Below are 20095 nucleotides of genomic sequence, written 5' to 3'. Positions count from 1 at the left end.
GGGGATTGCAGCAAAAAACCGGGGCCGGCAGGCCGGCCCGGTCACTCGTTGCGCGGATCTTCCACCTGGACGTGAAGGGGCACCCGTTTTTTGCCGAGCACCATGGCCCGCAGCAGATCGCTGCGGGTGAGGCGATCGGTCAGGATCACCACGGCAGCATGGACGCCCACCGCCGCCATCAGGGTGTTGGCGATGACGCCGTGCAGCTCCTCAAGCCAATCCTCGCCCCAGAAAGCATCCCAGGTAGTGAGCCAGCCGGTGACGATAGTGCCGAGCAGCGACAGCAACAGCAGCCAGATCATCAGGGCGCCAACCGGATTGTGCCCGAGGTAATAGGGATGGCGCCCCTGCAGCAGCTGGCGCAGATAGGCACGCACCCGGGCCGGGGTGGGCCACCACTGGCCGAAGCGGGCATAGTAGGAGCCGACCAGTCCCCACAACAGCCGGATCAGCAGCAGGGCACCCAGGGCATAGCCGACATATCTGTGGTTGCGGCTGCCCTCTTCCAGCACGAAGAAGTTGAGCAGACAGAGGGTGACCGTCAGCCAGTGAAATACCCGGATGACGGGGTCCCATACCCGGGTTTCAGTCCAGTTGGTCATGGCAAGGCTCCATAGAGAGGGCCGCGGGGTGCGGCCCGTCGGGACGTCAGTTGTCGATCTCTTCTTTCACCTTCTTGAGATCGGTCGGGTCGAAGTAGATCTCGACACGGCGCTTCTCCTTGTCCCAACCGTAGATCTCGTAGCAGTTGGTGTCGGTGACCTTGAACTTCTTGATCTCGTAACCCATCGCCTTGATCTGCTGCTGGGCATCGGCCTCGCTCAGCCAGCTGGCCTTGTCGGTCTGGGTACATTGGGGTTCGGCCAGGGCGGCGGCACTGAACAGGGGGATCAGCAACAACAGGGGGGAGAGTTTCATCACGGGCTCCTTGTGGATGTCAGTCAAACATCCACAAGGCTAGTTCGTGAGGCTTAAGAAAGAATTAAGCGCGAAACGGGCGGCGTGCTTTTTTGCAGGCAACGGGGTAGAGCGCCAGGGTCACCCCAGCTTGCCGCGGATCAGCCACTTGTCGAGGGCGTTGGCGAAACGCTGCTTGTCGGCGGCGTTGAGGGGGGCCGGGCCGCCGGTCTGAACCCCGGCCGAGCGCAGTTCCTCCATGAAGTTGCGCATGCCGAGCCGCGCCTTGATGGTCTCGCGGGTGTAGATCTCGCCGCGGGGATTGAGCGCCTCGCCGCCGGCTTCGATCACCCAGGAGGCGAGGGGGATGTCCCCCGTTATCACCAGATCGCCGGGTTGGACTTGCTGGGCGATGACATGATCCGCCACGTCGAATCCCTTCTCCACCTGCTGGGTCTTGATGAAGGGGGAGGGCGGCACCCGCAGCCCCTGATTGGCTACCAGGGTGGTCACCACCTGGGCGCGGTGAGCGGCGCGGTAGAGGATCTCCTTGATGGGAATGGGGCAGGCATCGGCATCAACCCAGATCGGCATGGCGTGGTTTCCTGTAGGCAAAAAAACGCGAGCGGGCATGGTATCACAGGGGCGGGCTGAGTCGGGGTTGCCTTTGGTGTAAGCTGGGCCACAGAGATTGAATCAGCGAGGAGAAGAGATGGATCGGGTGCCCAGTGATGTGATTTATGCCCTGACCCTGGATGGCAAGGGGGGCATGACCCCGCTTGCGGCAGGCAGCGAGGTGCCGGCGGAGGAACCCGGCTGGTTGCATCTGGATTACGGCAATCCGGAGGCGGCACGCTGGCTGTTGCAGACCCCGCTGCTGAGCGATGCGGCGCGCGAATCCCTGCTCGGCCAGAGCAACCGCCCCAAGCTGGTGCGGATGGGGGAGACGGTGCTGCTGATCCTGCGCGGCATCAATCACAACAAGGATCACAGGCCCGAAGAGATGGTGGCGCTGCGGATCTTCATCACGCCGGACCTCATCATCAGCAGTCGGCGGCGGCCGCTGCTGTCGGAAAAAGATGTCTTCGAGCAGCTGAAGCTGGGGGGCGGCGCCGACACCCCGGCCGACTGGCTGGTAGAGGTGTGTGATGCCCTGACCGATCGGGCTGGGGAGTTTGTCGAGGAGTTGCACGACCAGATCCTCGATCTGGAGGAGCAGGTGTTGACCCGGGATCTGCCCGCCAACGGCCGGCTGGCGCTGATCCGCAAGCAGCTCATCATGATCCGCCGCTACCTCTCGCCCCAGCGGGATCTGGTGGCGCGCCTTGCCAACGAGAAGATCAGCTGGCTGGACGAGGATGACAGGCGCCGCCTGCTCGACATCGCCGATCGGTTGCGGCGCTGGCTTGACGATCTGGATGCCGGGGTGGCGCGTACCGCTGTGCTGGCGGACGAGATCAACAACCTGATGGCGGAGGCGACCAACCGTCGCGCCTATCAGATGTCGGTGATGGCGCTGCTGTTTTTGCCCGCCAGCTTCCTGACCGGCCTGTTCGGCATCAACCTGGGGGGGATCCCGGGGGCTGACAGCCCGACCGCCTTCTGGATTTTCTGCGGTTCCCTGACCGCGCTGGCCGTCGGGTTGGCGGTCTGGCTCAAGCACAAACGCTGGTGGTAACCCATGAGCCTGACCATGTGGCAATCCATCGGCCTCACCCTGCTGCTGTTGCTGGCCCATGCCCTGCTGCGGCGGATCATTCGCAAGAGCCTGCTGGCGCTGGCCCAGACCAAGCAGGTAAGCGAGAACCGGGTCATCTACGTGGCCCATGTGTTCCACTTCCTGCAAGGGTGCGCCACCCTGCTGATCCTGGCCGGGGTGTGGGGGCTCGACTTCTCCCGGCTGGTGGTGCTGGCCTCCTCCTTCTTCGCCGTGCTGGGGGTGGCCATGGTGGCCCAGTGGTCGATCCTCTCCAATATCACCGCCAGCATCACCATCTTCTTCGCCTTTCCCTACCGGATTGGCGACCGGATCCGCATCCTCGACAAGGATGACTCCGTCACCGGCGTCATCACCGAGATAGGTCTCTTCTATGTGCGGGTGCGTGATGACAACGGCGATCTGGTCACCTATCCCGCCAACCTGATCCTGCAAAAACCGGTCAGGCGACTGGAGGGCAAGGAGCCGGAACCGCTGCAACCGGAATGAAAAAAGGCTCCTTCAAGGAGCCTTTTTCTGGTTGGGGGCGCTCAGCGCTCGAAGAAGCGGTAGAGGTGTTCTACCTGTACCGGGCAGTCCGCCACCAGGTGGACATGCTCGCGGGCCTGTTCGACCGTGCCGAAGCTGATGGGGCAACCCAGGGTGTCAGTCAGCTCGAACAGAGAGCCATCCTTGCCGCGAAACTCGATGATCCAGCCGGGAATGGCAATGTCGTGCAGGATCTCGGCCTCTTGCAGGGTCTGTTGCTGATAGAGCTTGCGAAGTTCACTGACGGTCATGATGCGCTCCTGTGGAGGAATATCCCTCTTCAGTTTATGTCCGGCACCAAAGAGCCGCAAAGGGCTCACTCTCGCAGGCACTCCCAGGCCCAGCGGATGCGCATGAAGGCCTCTGCATCCCCGCCCCGATCCGGGTGGTGGCGCAGTGCCAGTACCCGCCAGCGCTGGCGGATGGTCTCCCGGGTCGCATCGGCCGCAAGCCCGAACAGGGCCAGCGCTTCCCGCCGGTTCTCCTCGCCATCCAAGCCCTGCCAGAAGCGGTTGAGCAGTGCCTCTACCTCCTCCCGGTCGGTCTGCCAGAACACCTGCCAGTCGCAGTAGTAGTCGCGAAGAGAGTGGTTGTGCGCCATTGTCTTTTCATCCGTCGACTTGCCAGCACGAGCCTCCAGCCGGATATCCAGGGTGCTGATCACCAGCCACCATCCCTCCTCATAAAGCTCCTCCTGCAGCTGGTAGAGGGCGTTCATGATGAGGAAGTTGACCCGAAACAGCTGCAGTTGCTCATCCTCGGACAGGGTGGGGATGGCCCCCTGCCGGCGCAGTTCGGCCAGCAACTCGTGCACCTTGTAGCTGCCGCTCGCCTGTTGCAGCAGTGCCAGCAGGGGAGCGAGCAGCGGGTTGCCTGGAGGCGTGCCGGTGCTCACGGCAAGGGGTCCTCTTTTGGCGGTTGCAGGGCGATCAGCAACTCACCGGCATCCGGGCTGACCGGCCCCGTCACTATCTGGGGCGTACCCTTGGCATCCAGCAGGAACAGCGGGATGGCGCCCGGGTTGGCCTCCTGATATTGCGCCCAGTCGAACGCCTCGCTCAGGCGGGTCCCCTTGATCTGGCCGCCGCGGCTCAGCAGGCTGCTCAGGCGGGCGTAGGTGACCTCGGACCCGAACAGGTTCTGGCGGGCGCGGAAGGTGGCACTCTCCCGATTCGCCTTGCCGTGCTGTTCGCTGGAACGCAGGGAGTAGACCCTCTCCTCCCCGTAGAGGTGGGCAAAATGCAGCACCCCGAGGGCGTTGTTGTGGCGGTTGGGGGAGAGGGCCAGCACGTTGCTGATGCTGGTGAGGGGCAGATGCAGCTCGGCATGTTCCGACTGGGGATTGCCGAAGTAGCAGGGCAGGTTGCTCATGCGCGCCTGGCGGCAGAACTCCCAGGCCGGGTCGCAGAGCTGAACCGGCACCCCCTGATCCGCCAGCGCCTTGCCGATGGCCCGCGCCACCGAGTTGGCACCTATGATGAGCAGGGTGTTGGGGGCGCTTTGGCGCATCTGGAGCAGCTCTGCCAGCGGTGCCGAGGTGAGGCTCTGCAGCACCACGGTGGAGATGATCACCGCAAACACCAGGGGCACCAGCTTGTCCGCATCCGGGATACCGGCTTCATGGAGGCTGATAGCAAAGGAGGCGCTGACCGCCGCCGCCACTATGCCGCGCGGTGCTATCCAGCCGAGCAGGGCCCGCGCGCGCCAGGAGAGATCCGACCCCCAGGTCGAGACCAGGATGCAGAGCGGGCGGGCGATGAATTGCACCACGCACAGCAGCGCCAGCACCATGGGGCCGAGCTGCCAGAGCTGGGCCAAATCGAGGCGGGCCGCCAGCAGGATGAACAGGCTGGAGATGAGGATAACGGCGAGGTCCTCCTTGAATGCCAGCACCTCCTCCAGATCCAATCCCTCCTGATTGGCGAGCCAGATGCCGAACACGGTCACCGCCAGCAGGCCGGATTCGTGGCTGAGCCAGTCGGAGAAGGTGAAGGTGATCAGCACCAGCGCCAGCACACCGAACTTGTGCAAGGTGACCGGCAGCCAGTCCTTGCGCATGAGCAGGGTAGTGAACCAGCCTGCCGCCACCCCGGTCAGGGTGCCGATGCCCACCGTCTTGGCCAGGGCTAGCAGGGTGTGGCTGACCAGATCCCCCTGGCTGCCGAGGCGCACCGCCTCAAACACCAGCACCGCAAACAGGGCGCCGATGGGGTCGATAACGATCCCCTCCCAACGCAGGATGCGGTCCACCTCCCGGGTGGGGCGGATCACGTTGAGCATGGGGGCGATCACGGTCGGCCCCGTCACCACCAGCACGGCGCCGAGCACCATGGCGACCCGCCAGTCCAGTCCCAGCAGGAAGTAACCGGCGCTGCCGATGACGGCGAAGCTCACCAGCATGCCGGTGGAGCAGAGGTTGCGTACCACCTTGCCGATCCCCTTGAGCTCCTTCAGGTGCAGGGTCAACGCCCCCTCGAACAAGATGATGGCGACCGACAGCGATACCAGCGGGAATAGCAGATCCCCGAGCAGGGCATCCGGGTCGAGCAGGCCGCTGACCGGCCCCAGCGTGAGGCCGGTCAGCAGCAAAAACAGGATGGCAGGCACCCGCAGTGACCAGGCAAGCCATTGGGCCAGCACGGAGACTAGAGCGATGCCAGCCAGGGAGAGAGCGATCATGAAGACCTCGATTCAGGAGATGGACCTGGAGCTAGTGTAGTGGGGTTCATGGTCGGATTGACACCCCGTAGAGTGAGGAACAGAGACGATGGCAGGGAGAAAACGGCAATGGGACATGCCGGAAAAAGGGAGGGCGACTCCTTGTCGCCTGGCTCGGGCCGCAGGGCCTGATTAGATGGGGCTTTCCTTGTGGAGCTCGTTGACGCAGTCTGCGATCGCCAGCACCAGTGCGGAGCGCACCATCTGATCGAGTCGGTTGAGTTGCATCTGGTAGAAGGGCCAATCCGCTTCGTCTGCGGGGGGCTCCTGGGAGAGCATGCTGCCGGAGTTGATGCCGTGCAGGCGCTCGAGCAGATCACGAACCGGTTTGTCGCAGAATCGGTAGTCCTTGGGGTCGCGCACCAGAAAATCGCGGAACTTCAGATAGGCTTCAAGATCTTGATAACGTTCGAGGGAGATGAGGCCGAGGGCGAAGATGAGCTTGAGCCGTACCTCCAACTGACCGAGGGGGCCGCTCTGGTTGAGCAAGGGTTCGATGGCGTATTTGACGGCGTACTCCTCCTGACGAAAGGCTTGTCGCATCAGGGAGTCGACCGCTTCTTCCAGGATGGTGACGGCTTCGAGAAAGAAGCCTCTGGGGCCATCCTGCTCGTTTAGTCGTTCCAGTACTTCATCTTCCTGGTGTGTGGTCATAACTTCATTGGGTCCTGCTGACTTGGGAGAGAGAAGGCCTCTCTCCCGGTTGCTGTCATATGGGGCGGATTGGCCGATCCTTCAATGGCTTGTGATCACAGCGAGCGCCCCTCCGATCACTTCATGCTCTCGTAACGGGCGACGATGGTGCCCACTATCTCACTGTCGGCCTCCAGTCCGGTCACCCGGGCCAGTGCCCTGGCCGGGCCCAGATCCGCCAGCAGGGTCTGCAATTCCACCGCCTGGGGATCATCGGCGTTGCGATAGTGCAGCGCCGCGGCGATCCCTTCCTGCAGGTGATCATTGGGCAGGCCGTACTCCAGGGTGCCGAGCAGTGGCTTCACCAGCCTGTCCCCTGCCGCCAGCTTGCGCAGCGGCTGACGGCCAACCCGGTCGATCTCGTCCACCAGATAGGGGTTGGCAAAACGGGCCAGGATCTTTTCGATATAGGCGGCGTGCAGACGCGGGTCGAAGCCGTAGCGTTTCACCAGCACGGCGCCGCTCTCTTCCATGGCGCGGCGCACCTTGCTGCGGATCACCGGATCCTCGATCGCCTCGCGCACGGTACGATAGCCCCTGAGTTTGCCGAGGTAGGCGGTGACGATGTGGCCGGTGTTGAGGGTGAACAGCTTGCGCTCGACGAAGGCCATCAGGTTGTCGGTGGGCTCCATGCCTGCTACCTGGGGCAGCTCGCCCTTGAACTGGGTCTGGTCGACGATCCACTCGCTGAAGCTCTCCACCGTTACCTCCAGCGGATCGTCGTTGGCCGCGGCCGTGGGCGGGACTATGCGATCCACCGCCGAGTCGACGAAACCGACGCAGGATTCGAGGGTGGCATGATACGCGACCGGCAGGTACTTGAGTACCTCCTGCTTGAGGTGGCTGGTGCCGCGCACCATGTTCTCGCAGGCGATGATGTTGAGCGGAGTCAGGTTACCGGCATCGAAGCGTGCCTGTAGCCCCTTGGCCAGGGTGCTGGCAATCTTGTCCAGAATGTTGGGACCGACCGCCGTGGTCACCAGATCGGCGGTGATGAGACGGGCGATCACCTCATGACCGGCGGAGCTGACGGCGGCGACGTTGCGCACCACGTCCAGCTTCTGGTCTGCCCCTACCACGTGGACCCTGTACTCCTGACGGTGGTTGAGCTGGTCGATCAGGGTCTCGTTGACGTCGGCGAAGGTGACCTGGTGGCTGGCATCCGCCAGCAGTTTGCCGATGAAGCCACGACCGATATTGCCTGCACCAAAATGTAAAGTTTTCATGATGTTAACCTCTATAACCAAAGACGATGAAGGATGATTAGGCAGCCTGTTCGGCACCCAGCAGATCCAGGAAAGCCTGGGGATCCGTGGTGCTGGCCAACTGGTCGATGAGACCGGGTTCATCCAGTGCATTGGTCAGGCGGGTTATCACCTGAATGTGTTCGTCGTTGCGGGCGGCGATGCCGATCACCAGGCGTGCCACCTCGTCCGCCGCCTCACCGAACGGAACGCCGGCCGGATACTGGCAGATGACGATGCCGGTACGCTTGACGTGCTCCTTGGCGGCGATGGTGCCGTGGGGCACGGCGATGGACTCGCCGAGATAGGTGGAGACCAGCTGCTCGCGCTCCAGCATGGCGTTGACGTAGTCCGGTGCCACATAGCCCCGCTCCGCCAGCAGCTTGCCGGCCGCCAGGATGGCCTCTTCCTTGTTGTCGGCCTTGAGGCCCAGATGAACGTCCTGCAGGCTCAGGGTGAAGACTTCCGGCTCCTGCTGCTCATAGTTGTCATCGTTGGCAGCCACCAGCAGCCTGGGGTTGGCCACGTCGTCGTTGGCGGCGCGGGCCTGGGTCAGGCTTTGTACCAGCTCCTGATAGAGCGCGTTGTCGAGGAAGTTGGTGAGCGAAATGTGATGAGCATTCGGCGCATGGCGGCGGGCCCGCTCGGTCAAATCCTTGTGGGTGATGACCCAGTCCACCTGATCATCGAGCTGATCGATGGCGCGGTTGGTCACGCTGATGTCGAGACCGGCGGCCTGCACCCGCTTGCGCAGCATGCCGGCACCCATGGCGCTGGAGCCCATGCCCGCATCGCAGGCAACCACGATATTGCGTACCGCCATCAGTTCGCCATTGCTCTTCTTGGCGGGGGCGCTTTCCGGTTTGCCGCCTTTCATGGCTTTCATCTTGCGAGTGGCTTCATCCAGCGCATCGGCCTCGTCGGCTTCCGGCTGCTGGGCACGGACAAAGACGGCGGCGACCAGGAAGGAGACGGTAGTAGCGGCGGCGATGGAGAGCAGCACGCCCACCAGGGAAGCCTTGGGTGTCATCAGCAGCACGGCGAAGATGGAGCCCGGAGACGCCGGGGAGACCAGACCCGCGTTGAACAGGGTCAGGGTGAAGACCCCTGTCATGCCACCGGCGATGACGGCCAGAATGAGGCGCGGATTCATCAGTACGTACGGGAAGTAGATCTCGTGGATGCCACCGAAGAAGTGGATGATGGAGGCGCCGGCGGCAGATTGCTTGGCGGCGCCGCGACCGAACACCATGTAGGCCAGCAGCACGCCCATGCCAGGGCCCGGATTCGCTTCGATCAGGAAGAAGATGGAACGACCCTGCTCGGTGGCCTGCTGGATCCCCAGCGGCGAGAAGATGCCGTGGTTGATGGCGTTGTTGAGGAACAGGATCTTGGCCGGTTCGACGAAGATGGAGGTGAGGGGCAGCAGGTTGTTGTCAACCAGGAAGCCGACACCGCCCGCCAGCATGCCGGAGAGCACCTTGACGAAGGGACCGATCACGAAGAAGGCGAGGATGGCCAGCAACATGCCGATGAGACCGGCGGAGAAGTTGTTGACCAGCATCTCGAAACCGCTCTTGACGCGTCCGTCCATCGCCTTGTCGAAGCGCTTGATGGCCCAGCCGCCGAGGGGGCCAACCATCATGGCACCCATGAACATGGGGATGTCGGTACCGACGATGACCCCCATGGTGGTGATGGCGCCCACCACGCCGCCCCGCTCACCACCCATCAGCTTGCCGCCGGTGTAGCCAATCAGCAGCGGCAGCAGGTAGGTGATCATGGGGCCGACCAGCTTGGCCAAGGTTTCGCTCGGCAGCCAGCCGGTGGGGATGAAGAGGGCGGTAATGAACCCCCAGGCGATGAAGGCGCCTATGTTGGGCATGACCATATTGGACAGGAAGCGTCCAAAATTCTGTATCTTGACTTTGGTATCCGGTGATAACATGACGGCACCCCGTTTTAAGCCTGTTTGATTGAAAGTAGTAGTCGGGATGACGGGTTTTGCCGAACCCCCATCCCTAGTCGTCTAAGCAACTTCAATCTACCAGCTTGCGATCAAATTAGGCTGAAAACGGGGTGTCTTGTGATCTACATCTCACATACCCCGGGGTGGCACATCTATTCATAGTGACGCCGATCACATTAAATTTATGTAATTCGGCTACATTTCGACATTTCCTGTTTTTTACTCCCATTTTTTGTGATCGATATCACCATTTATCGTTTGCGCAAGATACTGAAATAGATGATCTGTATCACAAATTTAATTTTTGCATCCAAACGAGGCTTGCTGGCGAGTGCAACTATTCGGGGTGGTAGCAATCGATTTCTGGCGATCAAATCCTGCTCACCAATGAATCAATAAATTTGTAACCCACTTTCAGTTTTTGCCCTAAGTAACTAGGTCTCGTTCGTTTAGCATCAGGTGTTACTTGCAGAGGGGAGAAAGGGATTTATGTGAGCGTCGATTTCTCTTGCCAAAGGCCGTTTGATGAGGGCGATGAGAGAGAGCATCGAGGTTCGTGGAAGGCCCATAAAAAAACCGCCAGCAGGCGGTTTTTTTATGGGCTTTTTATCACAGGGGGCGTTAGTAGAAGCCGGCGTCCTCGGGGGAGGGGCGGGTCTTGAAGCGGCGGTGCAGCCACATGTATTGCTCCGGCGCCTGCCGAACGGCGGCTTCTATTTCCCTGTTGGCACGGGCGGCATCGGCCAGGTCATCGCCAGTGGGGTAATCGGCCAGCGGTGCCCCTATGTGCAGGGTGTAGCCCTCTTTGGTGCGGATGTTGTAGCAGGGCAGGGTGACGGTGTTCTTCACCCGCGCCAGGGTGGCGGTGCCTGTGATGGTGGCGGCCTGCTCCACCGCGAAGTAGGGTACGAACACGCTGGCATGAGCACCGTAGTCGTGATCCGGCGCGTACCAGAGCGCGTCGCCGTTGCGCAGCGCCTTGATCATCCCCTTCACGTCGGTGCGATCCACCAGGTATTTGTTGGAGGCACAGCGGCCATGGTACTGGGCATATTCCAGCACCGGGTTGGTGTTGGGGCGATAGACGCCGACCCCGGGACGTACCAGACCGAAGCAGCGGGCATTGAGCTCCAGAGTCAGGAAATGACAGGAGAGCAACAGCATGCCCTGGCCCTGTTCCACGGCGGCGATGACGTGCTCTTCTCCTTCTACCTTCATCAGGTTGCGCATCCGCCAGTCCGGCCAGAACCAGGCGATGCCCACTTCGAAGATGGCGCAGCCGACGCTCTCGAAATTCTGCACAAGCAGCTTCTCCCGCTGATCCTTGGTCAGCTCGGGCATTGCCAGCTCCAGATTGCGGCGGGCAATTCTGACCCGCGATTTGAGCACCTTGGCGGCGAGACGACCGAGGTGGCGCCCCAGCCACATCTGGCTGCGCCACGGCAGCAGTGTCAGCAGCCAAAGCAGGGAGAGGCCGAACCAGCTGGCCCAGTAACGGGGATGAAACAGGCGGGGCTCAAGGCGGGGAGCGTTGTCGTGTGCCATGGCTAATCTCTTGTTCGCAAACACAATCGGGAGATTCTATCCGAAAAGGGGGCGAGTGGGCGAATGGCCGTGCGCTGGTCAGAGGGGTCGTTGCGTCCGCTTTACGTGACAAGGGTTGGCAACCGCGTTCGGCTTTTTCTACACCGGCTAAAAGAGTGTGATAAAATCGGCGGCTGATTTTTCAGGTTTTGAGAGTCTATACAGATGAAGATCACCCTGCCCGAGTTTGAAAAAGCCCGCATTCTGGTCGTTGGCGATGTCATGCTTGACCGCTATTGGCATGGCCCCACCGGCCGGATCTCGCCCGAGGCACCGGTGCCCGTGGTCAAGGTTGAGCACATCGAGGAGCGCCCGGGCGGCGCTGCCAACGTGGCCCTCAACTCCGCCGCGCTGGGTGCCCAGGCTGTGCTGCTGGGCCTGACCGGTCAGGATGAGGCGGCCGATGCCCTGGCTGGCCAGATGGCCGGCGTCAAGGTCGCCTGTGACTTCGTGCGTCTGGCCGACTATCCGACCATCACCAAGCTGCGGGTGCTGTCGCGCAACCAGCAGTTGCTGCGCCTCGACTTTGAAGAGGGCTTCCATGCGGTCGATGCGTCCCTGCTGATGGGCAAGGTGGAGCAGGCGCTGCCGAACTCCGACGTGATGATTCTCTCCGACTATGGCAAGGGTGCCCTCAACGACGTGCCCGGCATGATCAAGCGTGCCCGCGCCGCCGGTATCCCGGTGTTGGTCGATCCCAAGGGAACCGACTTCGAGAAGTATCGTGGCGCCACCCTGCTGACCCCCAACATGTCCGAGTTCGAGGCCGTGGTAGGCAAGGTGAAGAGCGAAGACGAGCTGGTCGCCAAAGGCCTGGAACTGGTCAAGCGTTTCGAGCTGGATGCCCTGCTGGTGACCCGTTCCGAAAACGGCATGACCCTGATCCGTGAAGGGCAGCCCGAGCTGCACCTGCCGGCCCAGGCTCACGAGGTCTATGACGTCACCGGTGCCGGCGATACAGTGATCTCCACCCTGGCTACCTCACTGGCGGCAGGCAAGAGCCTGGATGAAGCCTGTGCCCTGGCCAACACGGCTGCCGGCATCGTGGTCGGCAAACTGGGTACCTCCACCGTCAGCCCGGTGGAGCTGGCCAACGCGCTCTACACCGAGCAGGAGACCGGCTTCGGCGTCATGTCCGAGGCCCAGCTGAAGGTGGCCGTGCGCGCCGCCCGCCTGCGCGGCGAGAAGGTGGTGATGACCAATGGCTGCTTCGACATCCTGCACGCTGGTCACGTCTCCTATCTGGCCAATGCCGGCAAGCTGGGGGATCGCCTGATCGTGGCGGTCAACACCGACGAGTCGGTGCGCCGCCTCAAGGGGCCGGGCCGTCCGGTCAACCCCACCGAGCGTCGCATGGCGGTGCTGGCTGCGCTGGGTGCCGTGGACTGGGTTGTGCCGTTTGGTGAAGACACGCCGCAGCGTCTGATCGCCGAGATCCTGCCAGATCTGCTGGTCAAGGGGGGCGACTACAAGCCGGAAGAGATCGCCGGTTACGCCGAGGTGACTGCCAACGGTGGCGAAGTGCGTGTTCTCAACTTCGAAGACGGCTGCTCCACTACCGACATCATCAAGACCATCCGCGAACGCGGTTAAGGTCGAGCGGGGCCCGCTAAGGCTGGCCCGGCTTCCTGACCTGGCAACGGGCAGCAAAAAGGCGACCTTGTGGTCGCCTTTTTCATATCCGGGTAATGCTATCAGGCCTTGGGTTTGGCGCTGGCGGGCATCAGTCCCTGGTTCACTTCTACCAGATCCTGCTCTTCCAGGATGCCGGCCGCCTGTTTCAGGCTCAGGATGTTGAGGATGTAGTTGTAACGGGCGGCAGAGAGCTTCTGCTTGGCGTCGTACAGCTTGCGGGTGGAGTCCAGCACGTCGACGATGGTACGAGTACCGACCTCATAACCGGCTTCGGTCGCCTTCAGGGCGCTGTCGGCGGAGATGACGGACTGGCTGTAGGCACGTACCGAGCCGATGCTGGCGTTTACGTTATTGTAGGAAGAGCGCACCGTGCTCTGCACCGAGCGGAAGTTCTTCTCCAGCAGCTCGCTTGCGGCCACATAGTTGAACTGTGCCTGTTTAACCTGGGAGCTGGTGGCGCCGCCGCTGTAGATGGGCAGCTTGAAGGTCAGCCCGACATTGGCCTGGTTGCCATTGCTCTCGGGGTTGATCACTTCATCCTTGTAGTCGGTGTTGCTGGCGGAGAGACCGGCACCCAGATCCAGAGTCGGTTCGTGGCCGGTCTTGGCCAGATCGATCTGTTCCTTGGCGATGTCTTTCGCGATGCGGGCACTGTGCAGTTGCAGGTTCTTGTCCAGCGCCAGCTCCAGCCACTTGTCGGAGCCAAAAGCGGTCTTCTGCGGGCTGAAGCGTTCGGTGTTGAGCACATCCAGCGAACGATGGTCTATACCGGTCAGCTCGCGCAGGGTCTCGTAGCTGTTGTCCAGCTCGTTCTCGGCGCTGATCTCGTCCGCCAGCGCCTGGTCACGGGAGGCTTCGGCTTCATGCACGTCGGTGATGGCGGTCAGACCCACCTCGAAACGCTGCTGGGTTTGCTCCAGCTGACGCTCTACGGCCACCTTGTTGGCACGCACGAATTCCAGGGTGTCCATCGCCTTGAGCACGTTGAAATAGGCCTGGGCGGTACGCAGCATCAGGTTCTGGATTTCAAGGTTGTAGGCGACGTCAGACTGGGTGGCACTCTTCTCGGTCAGATCCAGGTTGACCCAGTTGCTGCGACGATAGATGGACTGATCCAGAGAGAGGGAGCCGCTGGCGGTGGTACCGGTCTGGGTATCGTTCTTGTTCTGCAGGTAGTTCAGACCAGCGCCCAGGTTGATCTGGGGCAACAGGGCTGCGCGGGATTCATTGATCTTCTCGAAGGCTTGGTCGCGTACTGCCTTGGATTGCAACAACTGCGGGTCTTTGAGCTGGGCCTGTTGGTAGATGTCGAGCAGGTTCTCGGCATGGGCACCGGCACTGACGCCCAGCAACACCATGACGGACAAGAGTGTTCTTTTCATAGATCGTTTTAACCTTATGTAGTAACCCAAAATGGTTGCTGGAAGAGGGCAAATATTGTCACCGACCAAGCTTGATTGCAGCTTAATCACTCTACTAGTTAGCAAAATTTAATGCCAAGAGTCTCCGGTCCAGTGACGGGAACGTCAAGAACCGAACGCTATTTTCTCCCCCCTGTGCCTAGCCAAATGGTCTGTGGCTGCTAAAATCCACCCCTCATTGACCTTGGTGCAGAGAGTGAATGAATGTTCATTCATGTTCCTCGGATTTTATGGTCAAACAGATTCAAGTCAAGCTAACGGGAGCCTCGTATGTCACAGCATCCCCTGCCGCAGGATCGGCATTATGCCGCCGAAGACGTAAAAATAATTTCAAAATCATCGGGTTATAACGGCTTCTTCAAGGTGAACGTTTATCGTTTGCAGCACAGGTTATTTGCTGGTGGCTGGAATCAACCCATAGTCCGCGAGCTGTTCGAGCGGGGCCACGCCGCCGCGCTGCTCCCTTATGATCCGGTACGCGACCAGATTGTGCTGGTGGAGCAGTTTCGCATCGGCGCCATGGAAACCAGTCGCACCCCCTGGCTGCTGGAGCTGGTGGCCGGCATCATAGATGAAGGGGAGACTGCCGAGGCCGTAGTACGTCGCGAAGCGGTGGAAGAGGCCGGCATCGAGGTGGGTCGCTGCGAGCACGCCATCAGCTATCTGGTGAGTCCGGGTGGCAGCACGGAGCGGATCGAGGTCTATGTGGGCGAGGTGGATGCCAGCAAGGCCGAGGGACTGCACGGTTTGGCGGAAGAGGGGGAAGATATCCGGGTGCACGTGGTGAGCCGCGAGCAGGCCTATGCCTGGCTCAAGGAGGGGCGCATCGACAACGCTGCCTCCGTCATCGCCCTGCAGTGGCTGGCTCTCAATCATGGCGAGCTGCGCGCCCGCTGGCTGGCGGATCGCTGAGATGGCGATGACCCGGCTTCAGGCCAGCATTCACATGCCAGATCTGCTCGCTTGCGAGTTCAACTACCCGTGGGATTGGATTGATGGAGTTGCAACATGTCGTTAGTCCAGAGCCCGTTCAAACGTTATGTGCCTGATTTGATGTCCCTGCAGCGCACCTGCGAGGTGAACTATATGGCGCTGATGAAGCTGCTGCCCCCGGGTGGGGAGGTAGGGACCGAGCGGCGCTACCGGGTCGGTAACGATCTGCAGTTCCAGCTCACCGTCTGTGGCGAGAGCCGCTTTACCAGCGAGGTGCTGCTGAGCCAGCACAATCCCGAATTGCCCGAATACCTGCAAGCACAAATAGAGATTCGTTTGTATCATGATGTGCGAATGGCGGAAGTGTGTGCAACGCAACAGATTTCTCGTTTGCAACCACGTTATGATTATCCCAATAAAAAGATGCACCAGCGGGATGAAAAGGAGCAGGTAAATCTGTTTCTGGCCGAATGGCTGAAATTTTGTCTCAGACATGGTACCAGTCCGATCAATATCTCCAGTTGAACAAATATAAAGAAGCGTGATTTTGGAAACAGAGCTACCTCAGGCGCAGGACGGCAGTGTGCACCTGCTGCAAATTACCGATACCCATCTTTTCGCCAGCGCCGAGGGGCGGCTGCTGGCTGTGCGCACCGCAGAGAGCCTGGCCGCCGTGCTGGATCAGGTGCAGGCCAACGCCCACCCTTACGACCTGATCCTGGCCACCGGCGATCTGTCGCAGGATCACAGTCCGGAGTCCTACCAGCGCTTCGCCACCATGATGGCGCCGCTCTCTCGCCCCATCTACTGGCTGCCCGGCAATCATGACGACAGCCCCCTGATGACGGAGCACTTGCATGCCGCCGGGATCAGCGAGGCCAAGCAGCTGGTGGGCGAACACTGGCAGGTGATCCTGCTCGACACCCAGGTGCGCGGCAAACCTCACGGCATGATCGGGGATCACCAGCTGGAGGCTCTCGACAACGCCCTGCGCCAATATCCGGATCGTCACGCCCTCATCGCCCTGCACCATCAGGCGGTGCCGGTGGGCTGCGCTTGGCTGGATCAGCACAACCTCAAGAACGCCGACGACCTGTTTGCCGTGCTGGCCCGCCATCCGCAGCAGAAGACCATACTGTTTGGTCACGTTCACCAGGAGTTCGACGAGGTGCATCGCGGGGTACGGCTGATTTCCAGCCCCTCCACCTGCATCCAGTTCAAGCCGCTCTCCGATGGTTTCGCGTTGGACGAGTCCGGCCCGGGCTGGCGCTACCTCACCCTCTACCCGGGTGGCCGCATCGCCAGCCAGGTGTGGCGCCTGCCGGTCGGCCAGTTCGTGCCCGACCCCAATGCCACCGGTTACTGAGGAGCACAGCATGAAACCCGTCCTCCTCTACCTGCACGGTTTCAACTCCTCGCCGGGTTCCGCCAAGGCCCAGCAGATGGCGTCCTGGGTGGCAGAACATAGGCCCGATATCGAGGTGGTGATCCCGGCCCAGCCCAATACCCCGGCGGCGGCCTGGGCGGCCATCGAGCAGACCATCGCGGATCTTGTCGCTCGCCATGGCACTGCGCTGCGGCTCGGCGCCGTGGGCAGCTCCCTCGGCGGCTTTATGGCGACCAGAGTCAGTGAGTTGTATGGCTGCCGCTCGGCCTTGATCAATCCGGCGGTGCGTCCCCATGAGCTGCTCTGCGACTATCTGGGTCCCCAAACCAATCCTTATACCGACGAGCGCTACGAGCTGTTGCCGGCGCACATGGACGAGCTGAGAGCGCTGGCGGTGCCGGTGACCGCCCCCGAGCGGCTCTGGGTGCTGCAACAGCAGGAAGATGAAGTGCTGGACTATCGCAAGGCGCTGGAGGAGTACCGCTTCGCCCGCCTGTCGCTGGAGTGCGGTGGTAACCACGCCTTCGTGGCGTTCGAGCGCTACCCCGCCCAAATCGTCCGCTTCCTCGGGCTCTAGCCGTGCAACCGCCGCTGGCCGCCTTCCTCGAACAGGTACTGGCCACGGCGCAAGCGGGGCTCACCTACTCCAAAGACCCTTTCGATATCGCCCGCTTCGAGGCGCTGAGAGCGGCCACGGCAGCCCTTATTGTCAGCCAGAGCGAGCTGGCCCCCGAGGCCATCAGCGACTGGATCGCCCTCGACACTGGCTATCCCACCCCCAAGCTGGATGTGCGTGCTTTCATCGTGGATGAGGCAAGGCGGGTCCTGCTGGTGCAGGAGCGCTGCGACGGCGGCTGGACTCTGCCGGGTGGCTGGTGCGATATCGGCGACTCGCCGGCTGCTGCCGTGGTGCGCGAAGTAGTGGAAGAGACCGGCCTCGAGTGCCGGGCGGTGCAACTGCTGGCCCTGTTCGACAAGCTCAAACACCCCCATCCGCCCCAGCTGCCCCACGCTCACAAGGCCTTCTTCCTGTGCGAGGTGACCGGCGGCCAGCTGCTCACCGAAACCGATGAAACCCGGGGGGCGGCTTATTTCCCCATCGAGGCACTGCCCCCACTCTCCCGCCACCGGGTGGTGGAATCCCAGCTGCATACCCTGCACCGGCATGTGCAAGAGGGGCGGGGCGATACCCTGTTCGATTGATTCACTCGGCACGTGGATTGGTGGCAAGGAGGCAAGATGATCAAGCGTATCGGCAATACCCCCATTCAGGTGAAGCACAAGGCCAGCTGCGATTGCGGGGCCCTGGTGCTGGAACTCAGCTTGCCGGACGGCGTGGTAGCGCCCCGCCGATGAGTCAAAAGCGGGCCGCGCGCCTATTCAGATCAAGCTTTCTGTGCGGGGCGTTTGTCCTGATCCCGCCTAGCAGTTAAGATTCCCTCCAAACGTCAATTCGCAAGGCCCTCCATGTCTACTCAATACAATGCGGATGCCATTGAGGTCCTCAATGGCCTTGAACCGGTGCGTCGTCGCCCCGGCATGTATACCGACACCACCCGGCCCAATCACCTCGGCCAGGAGGTCATCGACAACAGCGTCGACGAGGCGCTGGCGGGGCATGCCCGCAATCTGGAGGTGATCCTCCACGAGGATCAGTCCCTCGAGGTGATCGACGATGGCCGCGGCATGCCGGTCGACATCCACCCGGAGGAAGGGGTGTGCGGGGTGGAGCTCATCCTCTGCAAGCTGCACGCGGGGGGCAAGTTCTCCAACAAGAACTATCAGTTCTCCGGCGGTCTGCACGGGGTGGGTATCTCGGTAGTGAATGCCCTCTCCGATCGGGTCGAGGTGACGGTGCGCCGCGACGGCCAGGTCTATGACATCGCCTTCGAGCGTGGCGACAAGGTGCAGGAGCTGACCATCACAGGTACCTGCGGGCGTCGCAACACAGGCACCCGGGTGCGTTTCTGGCCGCAGGCGAGCTATTTCGACTCCCCCAGGTTCTCGGTCTCCAAGCTCGAACATCTGCTCAAGGCCAAGGCCGTGCTCTGCCCGGGCCTCACCATCAAGTTCCTCGACAAGAACACCGGCATCAAGCTTGAGTGGTGCTACGAAGACGGCCTCAAGGATTACCTCATCGACGCGGTCAAGCAGTTCACCTGCCTGCCGGAGCAGCCCTTCGTCGGCACCTTCAGCACCGATCAGTCGGCGGTGGACTGGGCCCTGTGCTGGTTGCCGGAAGGAGGCGAATGCCTCGCCGAATCCTATGTGAACCTCATTCCCACCGCCCAGGGCGGTACCCACGTCAACGGCCTGCGTCAGGGCCTGCTCGACGCCATGCGCGAGTTCTGCGAGTTCCGCAACCTGCTGCCGCGCGGGGTCAAGCTCACCCCGGAAGATATCTGGGATCGCTGCGCCTACATCCTCTCCATCAAGATGCAGGATCCGCAGTTTGCCGGTCAGACCAAGGAGCGGCTATCGTCCCGCCAGAGTTCGGCGTTTGTCTCCGGTGTGGTGAAGGATGCCTTCAGCCTTTACTTGAACAGCAACACCGAGCTGGCCGAACAGCTGGCCGAGCTCTGCATCTCCAGCGCCCAGCGCCGGATGCGCGCCGCCAAGACGGTGGTGCGCAAGAAGATAACGCAAGGCCCGGCGCTGCCCGGCAAGCTCACCGATTGCGGCTGCGCCGATCCCATGCAAGGCGAATTGTTCCTGGTGGAGGGTGACTCCGCGGGCGGCAGCGCCAAGCAGGCGCGGGATCGCGAGTTCCAGGCCATCATGCCCCTGCGCGGCAAGATCCTGAACACCTGGGAGGTGGAGGCCGGTCAGGTGCTCGCCTCGCAGGAGGTGCACGATATTTCGGTGGCCATCGGGCTCGATCCCGACTCCAACGATCTCAGTGGCCTGCGCTATGGCAAGGTGTGCATCCTGGCGGATGCGGACTCCGACGGTCTGCACATCGCCACCCTGCTCTGCGCCCTCTTTGTGAAGCACTTCCGCGCCCTGGTGGAGCAGGGCCACGTCTATGTGGCCATGCCGCCCCTGTATCGTATCGATATCGGTAAGGAGGTGTTCTACGCCCTCGATGAGGACGAGAAGAACGGCGTGCTGCAGCGGGTCGAGGCCGAGAAGAAGAAGGGCAAGGTGATGGTGACCCGATTCAAGGGCCTGGGCGAGATGAACCCCAAGCAACTGCGGGAAACCACCATGGATCCCAACACCCGTCGCCTGGTGCAGCTCACCATGGACGAAGGGGAAGAGACGCTGCAGCTGATGGACATGCTGCTGGCCAAGAAGCGCGCCAGTGATCGCCGCGAGTGGCTGGAAGAGAAGGGCAACCTCGCCGAAGTGTGAGTGCCGGACAAGGAG

The 20095-nt window shown here is 61.8% G+C and carries 20 protein-coding genes and 1 pseudogene; 10 read left to right on the top strand and 11 right to left on the bottom strand.

Translation table 11 applies throughout. The features are described from left to right. Positions 1 to 41: 41 nt before the first annotated feature. From BN1123_RS06265 to BN1123_RS06255, 3 genes are all read right to left on the bottom strand, one after another. Positions 42 to 602 (bottom strand): cytochrome b/b6 domain-containing protein, encoded by a 561-nt coding sequence (locus tag BN1123_RS06265; protein WP_042025905.1) that lies wholly within the window; start codon positions 600 to 602, stop codon positions 42 to 44. A gap of 46 nt (positions 603 to 648) precedes the next feature. Further along, on the bottom strand, positions 649 to 918 hold the full coding sequence (locus tag BN1123_RS06260) for a PepSY domain-containing protein (protein ID WP_042025904.1): 270 nt from the start codon (positions 916 to 918) through the stop codon (positions 649 to 651). 120 nt (positions 919 to 1038) lie between these two features. Next, complete coding sequence (locus tag BN1123_RS06255; RefSeq protein ID WP_026458268.1) at positions 1039 to 1491, bottom strand: YaiI/YqxD family protein; 453 nt, start codon at positions 1489 to 1491, stop codon at positions 1039 to 1041. Positions 1492 to 1609: 118 nt separating this feature from the next. Here BN1123_RS06255 and zntB point away from each other — a divergent pair, with 118 nt between their 5' ends. Beyond that, positions 1610 to 2575, top strand: a complete 966-nt coding sequence (gene zntB, locus BN1123_RS06250; protein ID WP_042025903.1) for a zinc transporter ZntB — start codon at positions 1610 to 1612, stop codon at positions 2573 to 2575. Positions 2576 to 2584: 9 nt separating this feature from the next. Beyond that, positions 2585 to 3103: a mechanosensitive ion channel domain-containing protein gene (locus BN1123_RS06245; RefSeq protein ID WP_026457682.1), complete on the top strand. Its 519-nt coding sequence runs from the start codon at positions 2585 to 2587 to the stop codon at positions 3101 to 3103. 41 nt (positions 3104 to 3144) lie between these two features. Here BN1123_RS06245 and BN1123_RS06240 read toward each other — a convergent pair whose 3' ends face one another. The 7 genes from BN1123_RS06240 to lpxL all read right to left on the bottom strand — a co-directional run bounded on the left by BN1123_RS06240 (position 3145) and on the right by lpxL (position 11311). After that, complete coding sequence (locus tag BN1123_RS06240; protein WP_042025902.1) at positions 3145 to 3393, bottom strand: hypothetical protein; 249 nt, start codon at positions 3391 to 3393, stop codon at positions 3145 to 3147. 65 nt (positions 3394 to 3458) lie between these two features. Then, positions 3459 to 4037 carry a DNA-J related domain-containing protein gene (locus BN1123_RS06235; RefSeq protein WP_042025901.1) on the bottom strand — a complete coding sequence of 193 codons (579 nt, stop codon included), beginning with the start codon at positions 4035 to 4037 and terminating at the stop codon, positions 3459 to 3461. Further along, the gene (locus tag BN1123_RS06230) at positions 4034 to 5821 is read right to left on the bottom strand and encodes a cation:proton antiporter (protein WP_042025900.1); all 1788 of its coding nucleotides are present in this window, start codon (positions 5819 to 5821) and stop codon (positions 4034 to 4036) included. Before BN1123_RS06230 ends, BN1123_RS06235 begins: the two co-directional genes overlap by 4 nt. Before the next feature lie 171 nt (positions 5822 to 5992). After that, the gene (locus BN1123_RS06225; RefSeq protein WP_042025899.1) at positions 5993 to 6514 is read right to left on the bottom strand and encodes an MltR family transcriptional regulator; all 522 of its coding nucleotides are present in this window, start codon (positions 6512 to 6514) and stop codon (positions 5993 to 5995) included. Positions 6515 to 6630: 116 nt separating this feature from the next. Further along, on the bottom strand, positions 6631 to 7779 hold the full coding sequence (locus tag BN1123_RS06220) for a mannitol-1-phosphate 5-dehydrogenase (protein ID WP_042025898.1): 1149 nt from the start codon (positions 7777 to 7779) through the stop codon (positions 6631 to 6633). Between the two features lie 37 nt (positions 7780 to 7816). Further along, positions 7817 to 9745, bottom strand: coding sequence for a PTS mannitol transporter subunit IICBA (locus BN1123_RS06215; protein ID WP_042025897.1), 1929 nt, complete (start codon positions 9743 to 9745; stop codon positions 7817 to 7819). A gap of 642 nt (positions 9746 to 10387) precedes the next feature. Beyond that, the gene (gene lpxL / locus BN1123_RS06210; protein WP_042025896.1) at positions 10388 to 11311 is read right to left on the bottom strand and encodes an LpxL/LpxP family Kdo(2)-lipid IV(A) lauroyl/palmitoleoyl acyltransferase; all 924 of its coding nucleotides are present in this window, start codon (positions 11309 to 11311) and stop codon (positions 10388 to 10390) included. Between the two features lie 204 nt (positions 11312 to 11515). Between lpxL and hldE the strand changes: the two genes are divergently transcribed. Next, on the top strand, positions 11516 to 12943 hold the full coding sequence (hldE, locus tag BN1123_RS06205; protein WP_042025895.1) for a bifunctional D-glycero-beta-D-manno-heptose-7-phosphate kinase/D-glycero-beta-D-manno-heptose 1-phosphate adenylyltransferase HldE: 1428 nt from the start codon (positions 11516 to 11518) through the stop codon (positions 12941 to 12943). A 101-nt stretch (positions 12944 to 13044) separates the two neighbouring features. Here the strand turns inward: hldE and tolC are convergent, their stop codons facing one another. Next, a complete protein-coding gene (gene tolC / locus BN1123_RS06200) occupies positions 13045 to 14367 on the bottom strand; it encodes an outer membrane channel protein TolC (protein WP_026456748.1) in 1323 nt (440 codons plus the stop codon). A 309-nt stretch (positions 14368 to 14676) separates the two neighbouring features. Between tolC and nudF the strand changes: the two genes are divergently transcribed. From nudF to parE, 7 genes and pseudogenes are all read left to right on the top strand, one after another. After that, the gene (gene nudF, locus BN1123_RS06195) at positions 14677 to 15318 is read left to right on the top strand and encodes an ADP-ribose diphosphatase (RefSeq protein WP_026456747.1); all 642 of its coding nucleotides are present in this window, start codon (positions 14677 to 14679) and stop codon (positions 15316 to 15318) included. A 96-nt stretch (positions 15319 to 15414) separates the two neighbouring features. After that, positions 15415 to 15864: a DUF1249 domain-containing protein gene (locus BN1123_RS06190; protein WP_042025894.1), complete on the top strand. Its 450-nt coding sequence runs from the start codon at positions 15415 to 15417 to the stop codon at positions 15862 to 15864. A 22-nt stretch (positions 15865 to 15886) separates the two neighbouring features. Further along, on the top strand, positions 15887 to 16705 hold the full coding sequence (gene cpdA, locus BN1123_RS06185) for a 3',5'-cyclic-AMP phosphodiesterase (RefSeq protein ID WP_042025893.1): 819 nt from the start codon (positions 15887 to 15889) through the stop codon (positions 16703 to 16705). A gap of 10 nt (positions 16706 to 16715) precedes the next feature. Further along, positions 16716 to 17303: a YqiA/YcfP family alpha/beta fold hydrolase gene (locus BN1123_RS06180; protein ID WP_042025892.1), complete on the top strand. Its 588-nt coding sequence runs from the start codon at positions 16716 to 16718 to the stop codon at positions 17301 to 17303. Positions 17304 to 17305: 2 nt separating this feature from the next. Then, positions 17306 to 17929, top strand: coding sequence for an NUDIX hydrolase (locus BN1123_RS06175; RefSeq protein WP_042025891.1), 624 nt, complete (start codon positions 17306 to 17308; stop codon positions 17927 to 17929). Positions 17930 to 17965: 36 nt separating this feature from the next. Then, a pseudogene (locus tag BN1123_RS20765) lies at positions 17966 to 18079 on the top strand (GFA family protein); the annotation flags it as partial. Positions 18080 to 18193: 114 nt separating this feature from the next. Next, the gene (gene parE / locus BN1123_RS06170) at positions 18194 to 20080 is read left to right on the top strand and encodes a DNA topoisomerase IV subunit B (RefSeq protein ID WP_042025890.1); all 1887 of its coding nucleotides are present in this window, start codon (positions 18194 to 18196) and stop codon (positions 20078 to 20080) included. Positions 20081 to 20095 lie beyond the last annotated feature (15 nt).

The organism is Aeromonas enteropelogenes (assembly GCF_000819845.1).
Lineage (GTDB): Bacteria > Pseudomonadota > Gammaproteobacteria > Enterobacterales > Aeromonadaceae > Aeromonas > Aeromonas enteropelogenes.
Note: the sequence above shows the minus strand (reverse complement) of the source record. Positions and strands in the feature narration are given on the sequence as shown.

Excerpts from the sequence above, each read along its gene's own strand:
- BN1123_RS06265 (WP_042025905.1), bottom strand. The coding sequence starts at position 602 with ATGACCAACTGGACTGAAACCCGGGTATGGGACCCCGTCATCCGGGTA.
- BN1123_RS06260 (WP_042025904.1), bottom strand. The coding sequence starts at position 918 with ATGAAACTCTCCCCCCTGTTGTTGCTGATCCCCCTGTTCAGTGCCGCC.
- BN1123_RS06255 (WP_026458268.1), bottom strand. The coding sequence starts at position 1,491 with ATGCCGATCTGGGTTGATGCCGATGCCTGCCCCATTCCCATCAAGGAG.
- zntB (WP_042025903.1), top strand. The coding sequence starts at position 1,610 with ATGGATCGGGTGCCCAGTGATGTGATTTATGCCCTGACCCTGGATGGC.
- BN1123_RS06240 (WP_042025902.1), bottom strand. The coding sequence starts at position 3,393 with ATGACCGTCAGTGAACTTCGCAAGCTCTATCAGCAACAGACCCTGCAA.
- BN1123_RS06230 (WP_042025900.1), bottom strand. The coding sequence starts at position 5,821 with ATGATCGCTCTCTCCCTGGCTGGCATCGCTCTAGTCTCCGTGCTGGCC.
- BN1123_RS06225 (WP_042025899.1), bottom strand. The coding sequence starts at position 6,514 with ATGACCACACACCAGGAAGATGAAGTACTGGAACGACTAAACGAGCAG.
- BN1123_RS06220 (WP_042025898.1), bottom strand. The coding sequence starts at position 7,779 with ATGAAAACTTTACATTTTGGTGCAGGCAATATCGGTCGTGGCTTCATC.
- BN1123_RS06215 (WP_042025897.1), bottom strand. The coding sequence starts at position 9,745 with ATGTTATCACCGGATACCAAAGTCAAGATACAGAATTTTGGACGCTTC.
- lpxL (WP_042025896.1), bottom strand. The coding sequence starts at position 11,311 with ATGGCACACGACAACGCTCCCCGCCTTGAGCCCCGCCTGTTTCATCCC.
- hldE (WP_042025895.1), top strand. The coding sequence starts at position 11,516 with ATGAAGATCACCCTGCCCGAGTTTGAAAAAGCCCGCATTCTGGTCGTT.
- tolC (WP_026456748.1), bottom strand. The coding sequence starts at position 14,367 with ATGAAAAGAACACTCTTGTCCGTCATGGTGTTGCTGGGCGTCAGTGCC.
- nudF (WP_026456747.1), top strand. The coding sequence starts at position 14,677 with ATGTCACAGCATCCCCTGCCGCAGGATCGGCATTATGCCGCCGAAGAC.
- BN1123_RS06190 (WP_042025894.1), top strand. The coding sequence starts at position 15,415 with ATGTCGTTAGTCCAGAGCCCGTTCAAACGTTATGTGCCTGATTTGATG.
- BN1123_RS06180 (WP_042025892.1), top strand. The coding sequence starts at position 16,716 with ATGAAACCCGTCCTCCTCTACCTGCACGGTTTCAACTCCTCGCCGGGT.
- parE (WP_042025890.1), top strand. The coding sequence starts at position 18,194 with ATGTCTACTCAATACAATGCGGATGCCATTGAGGTCCTCAATGGCCTT.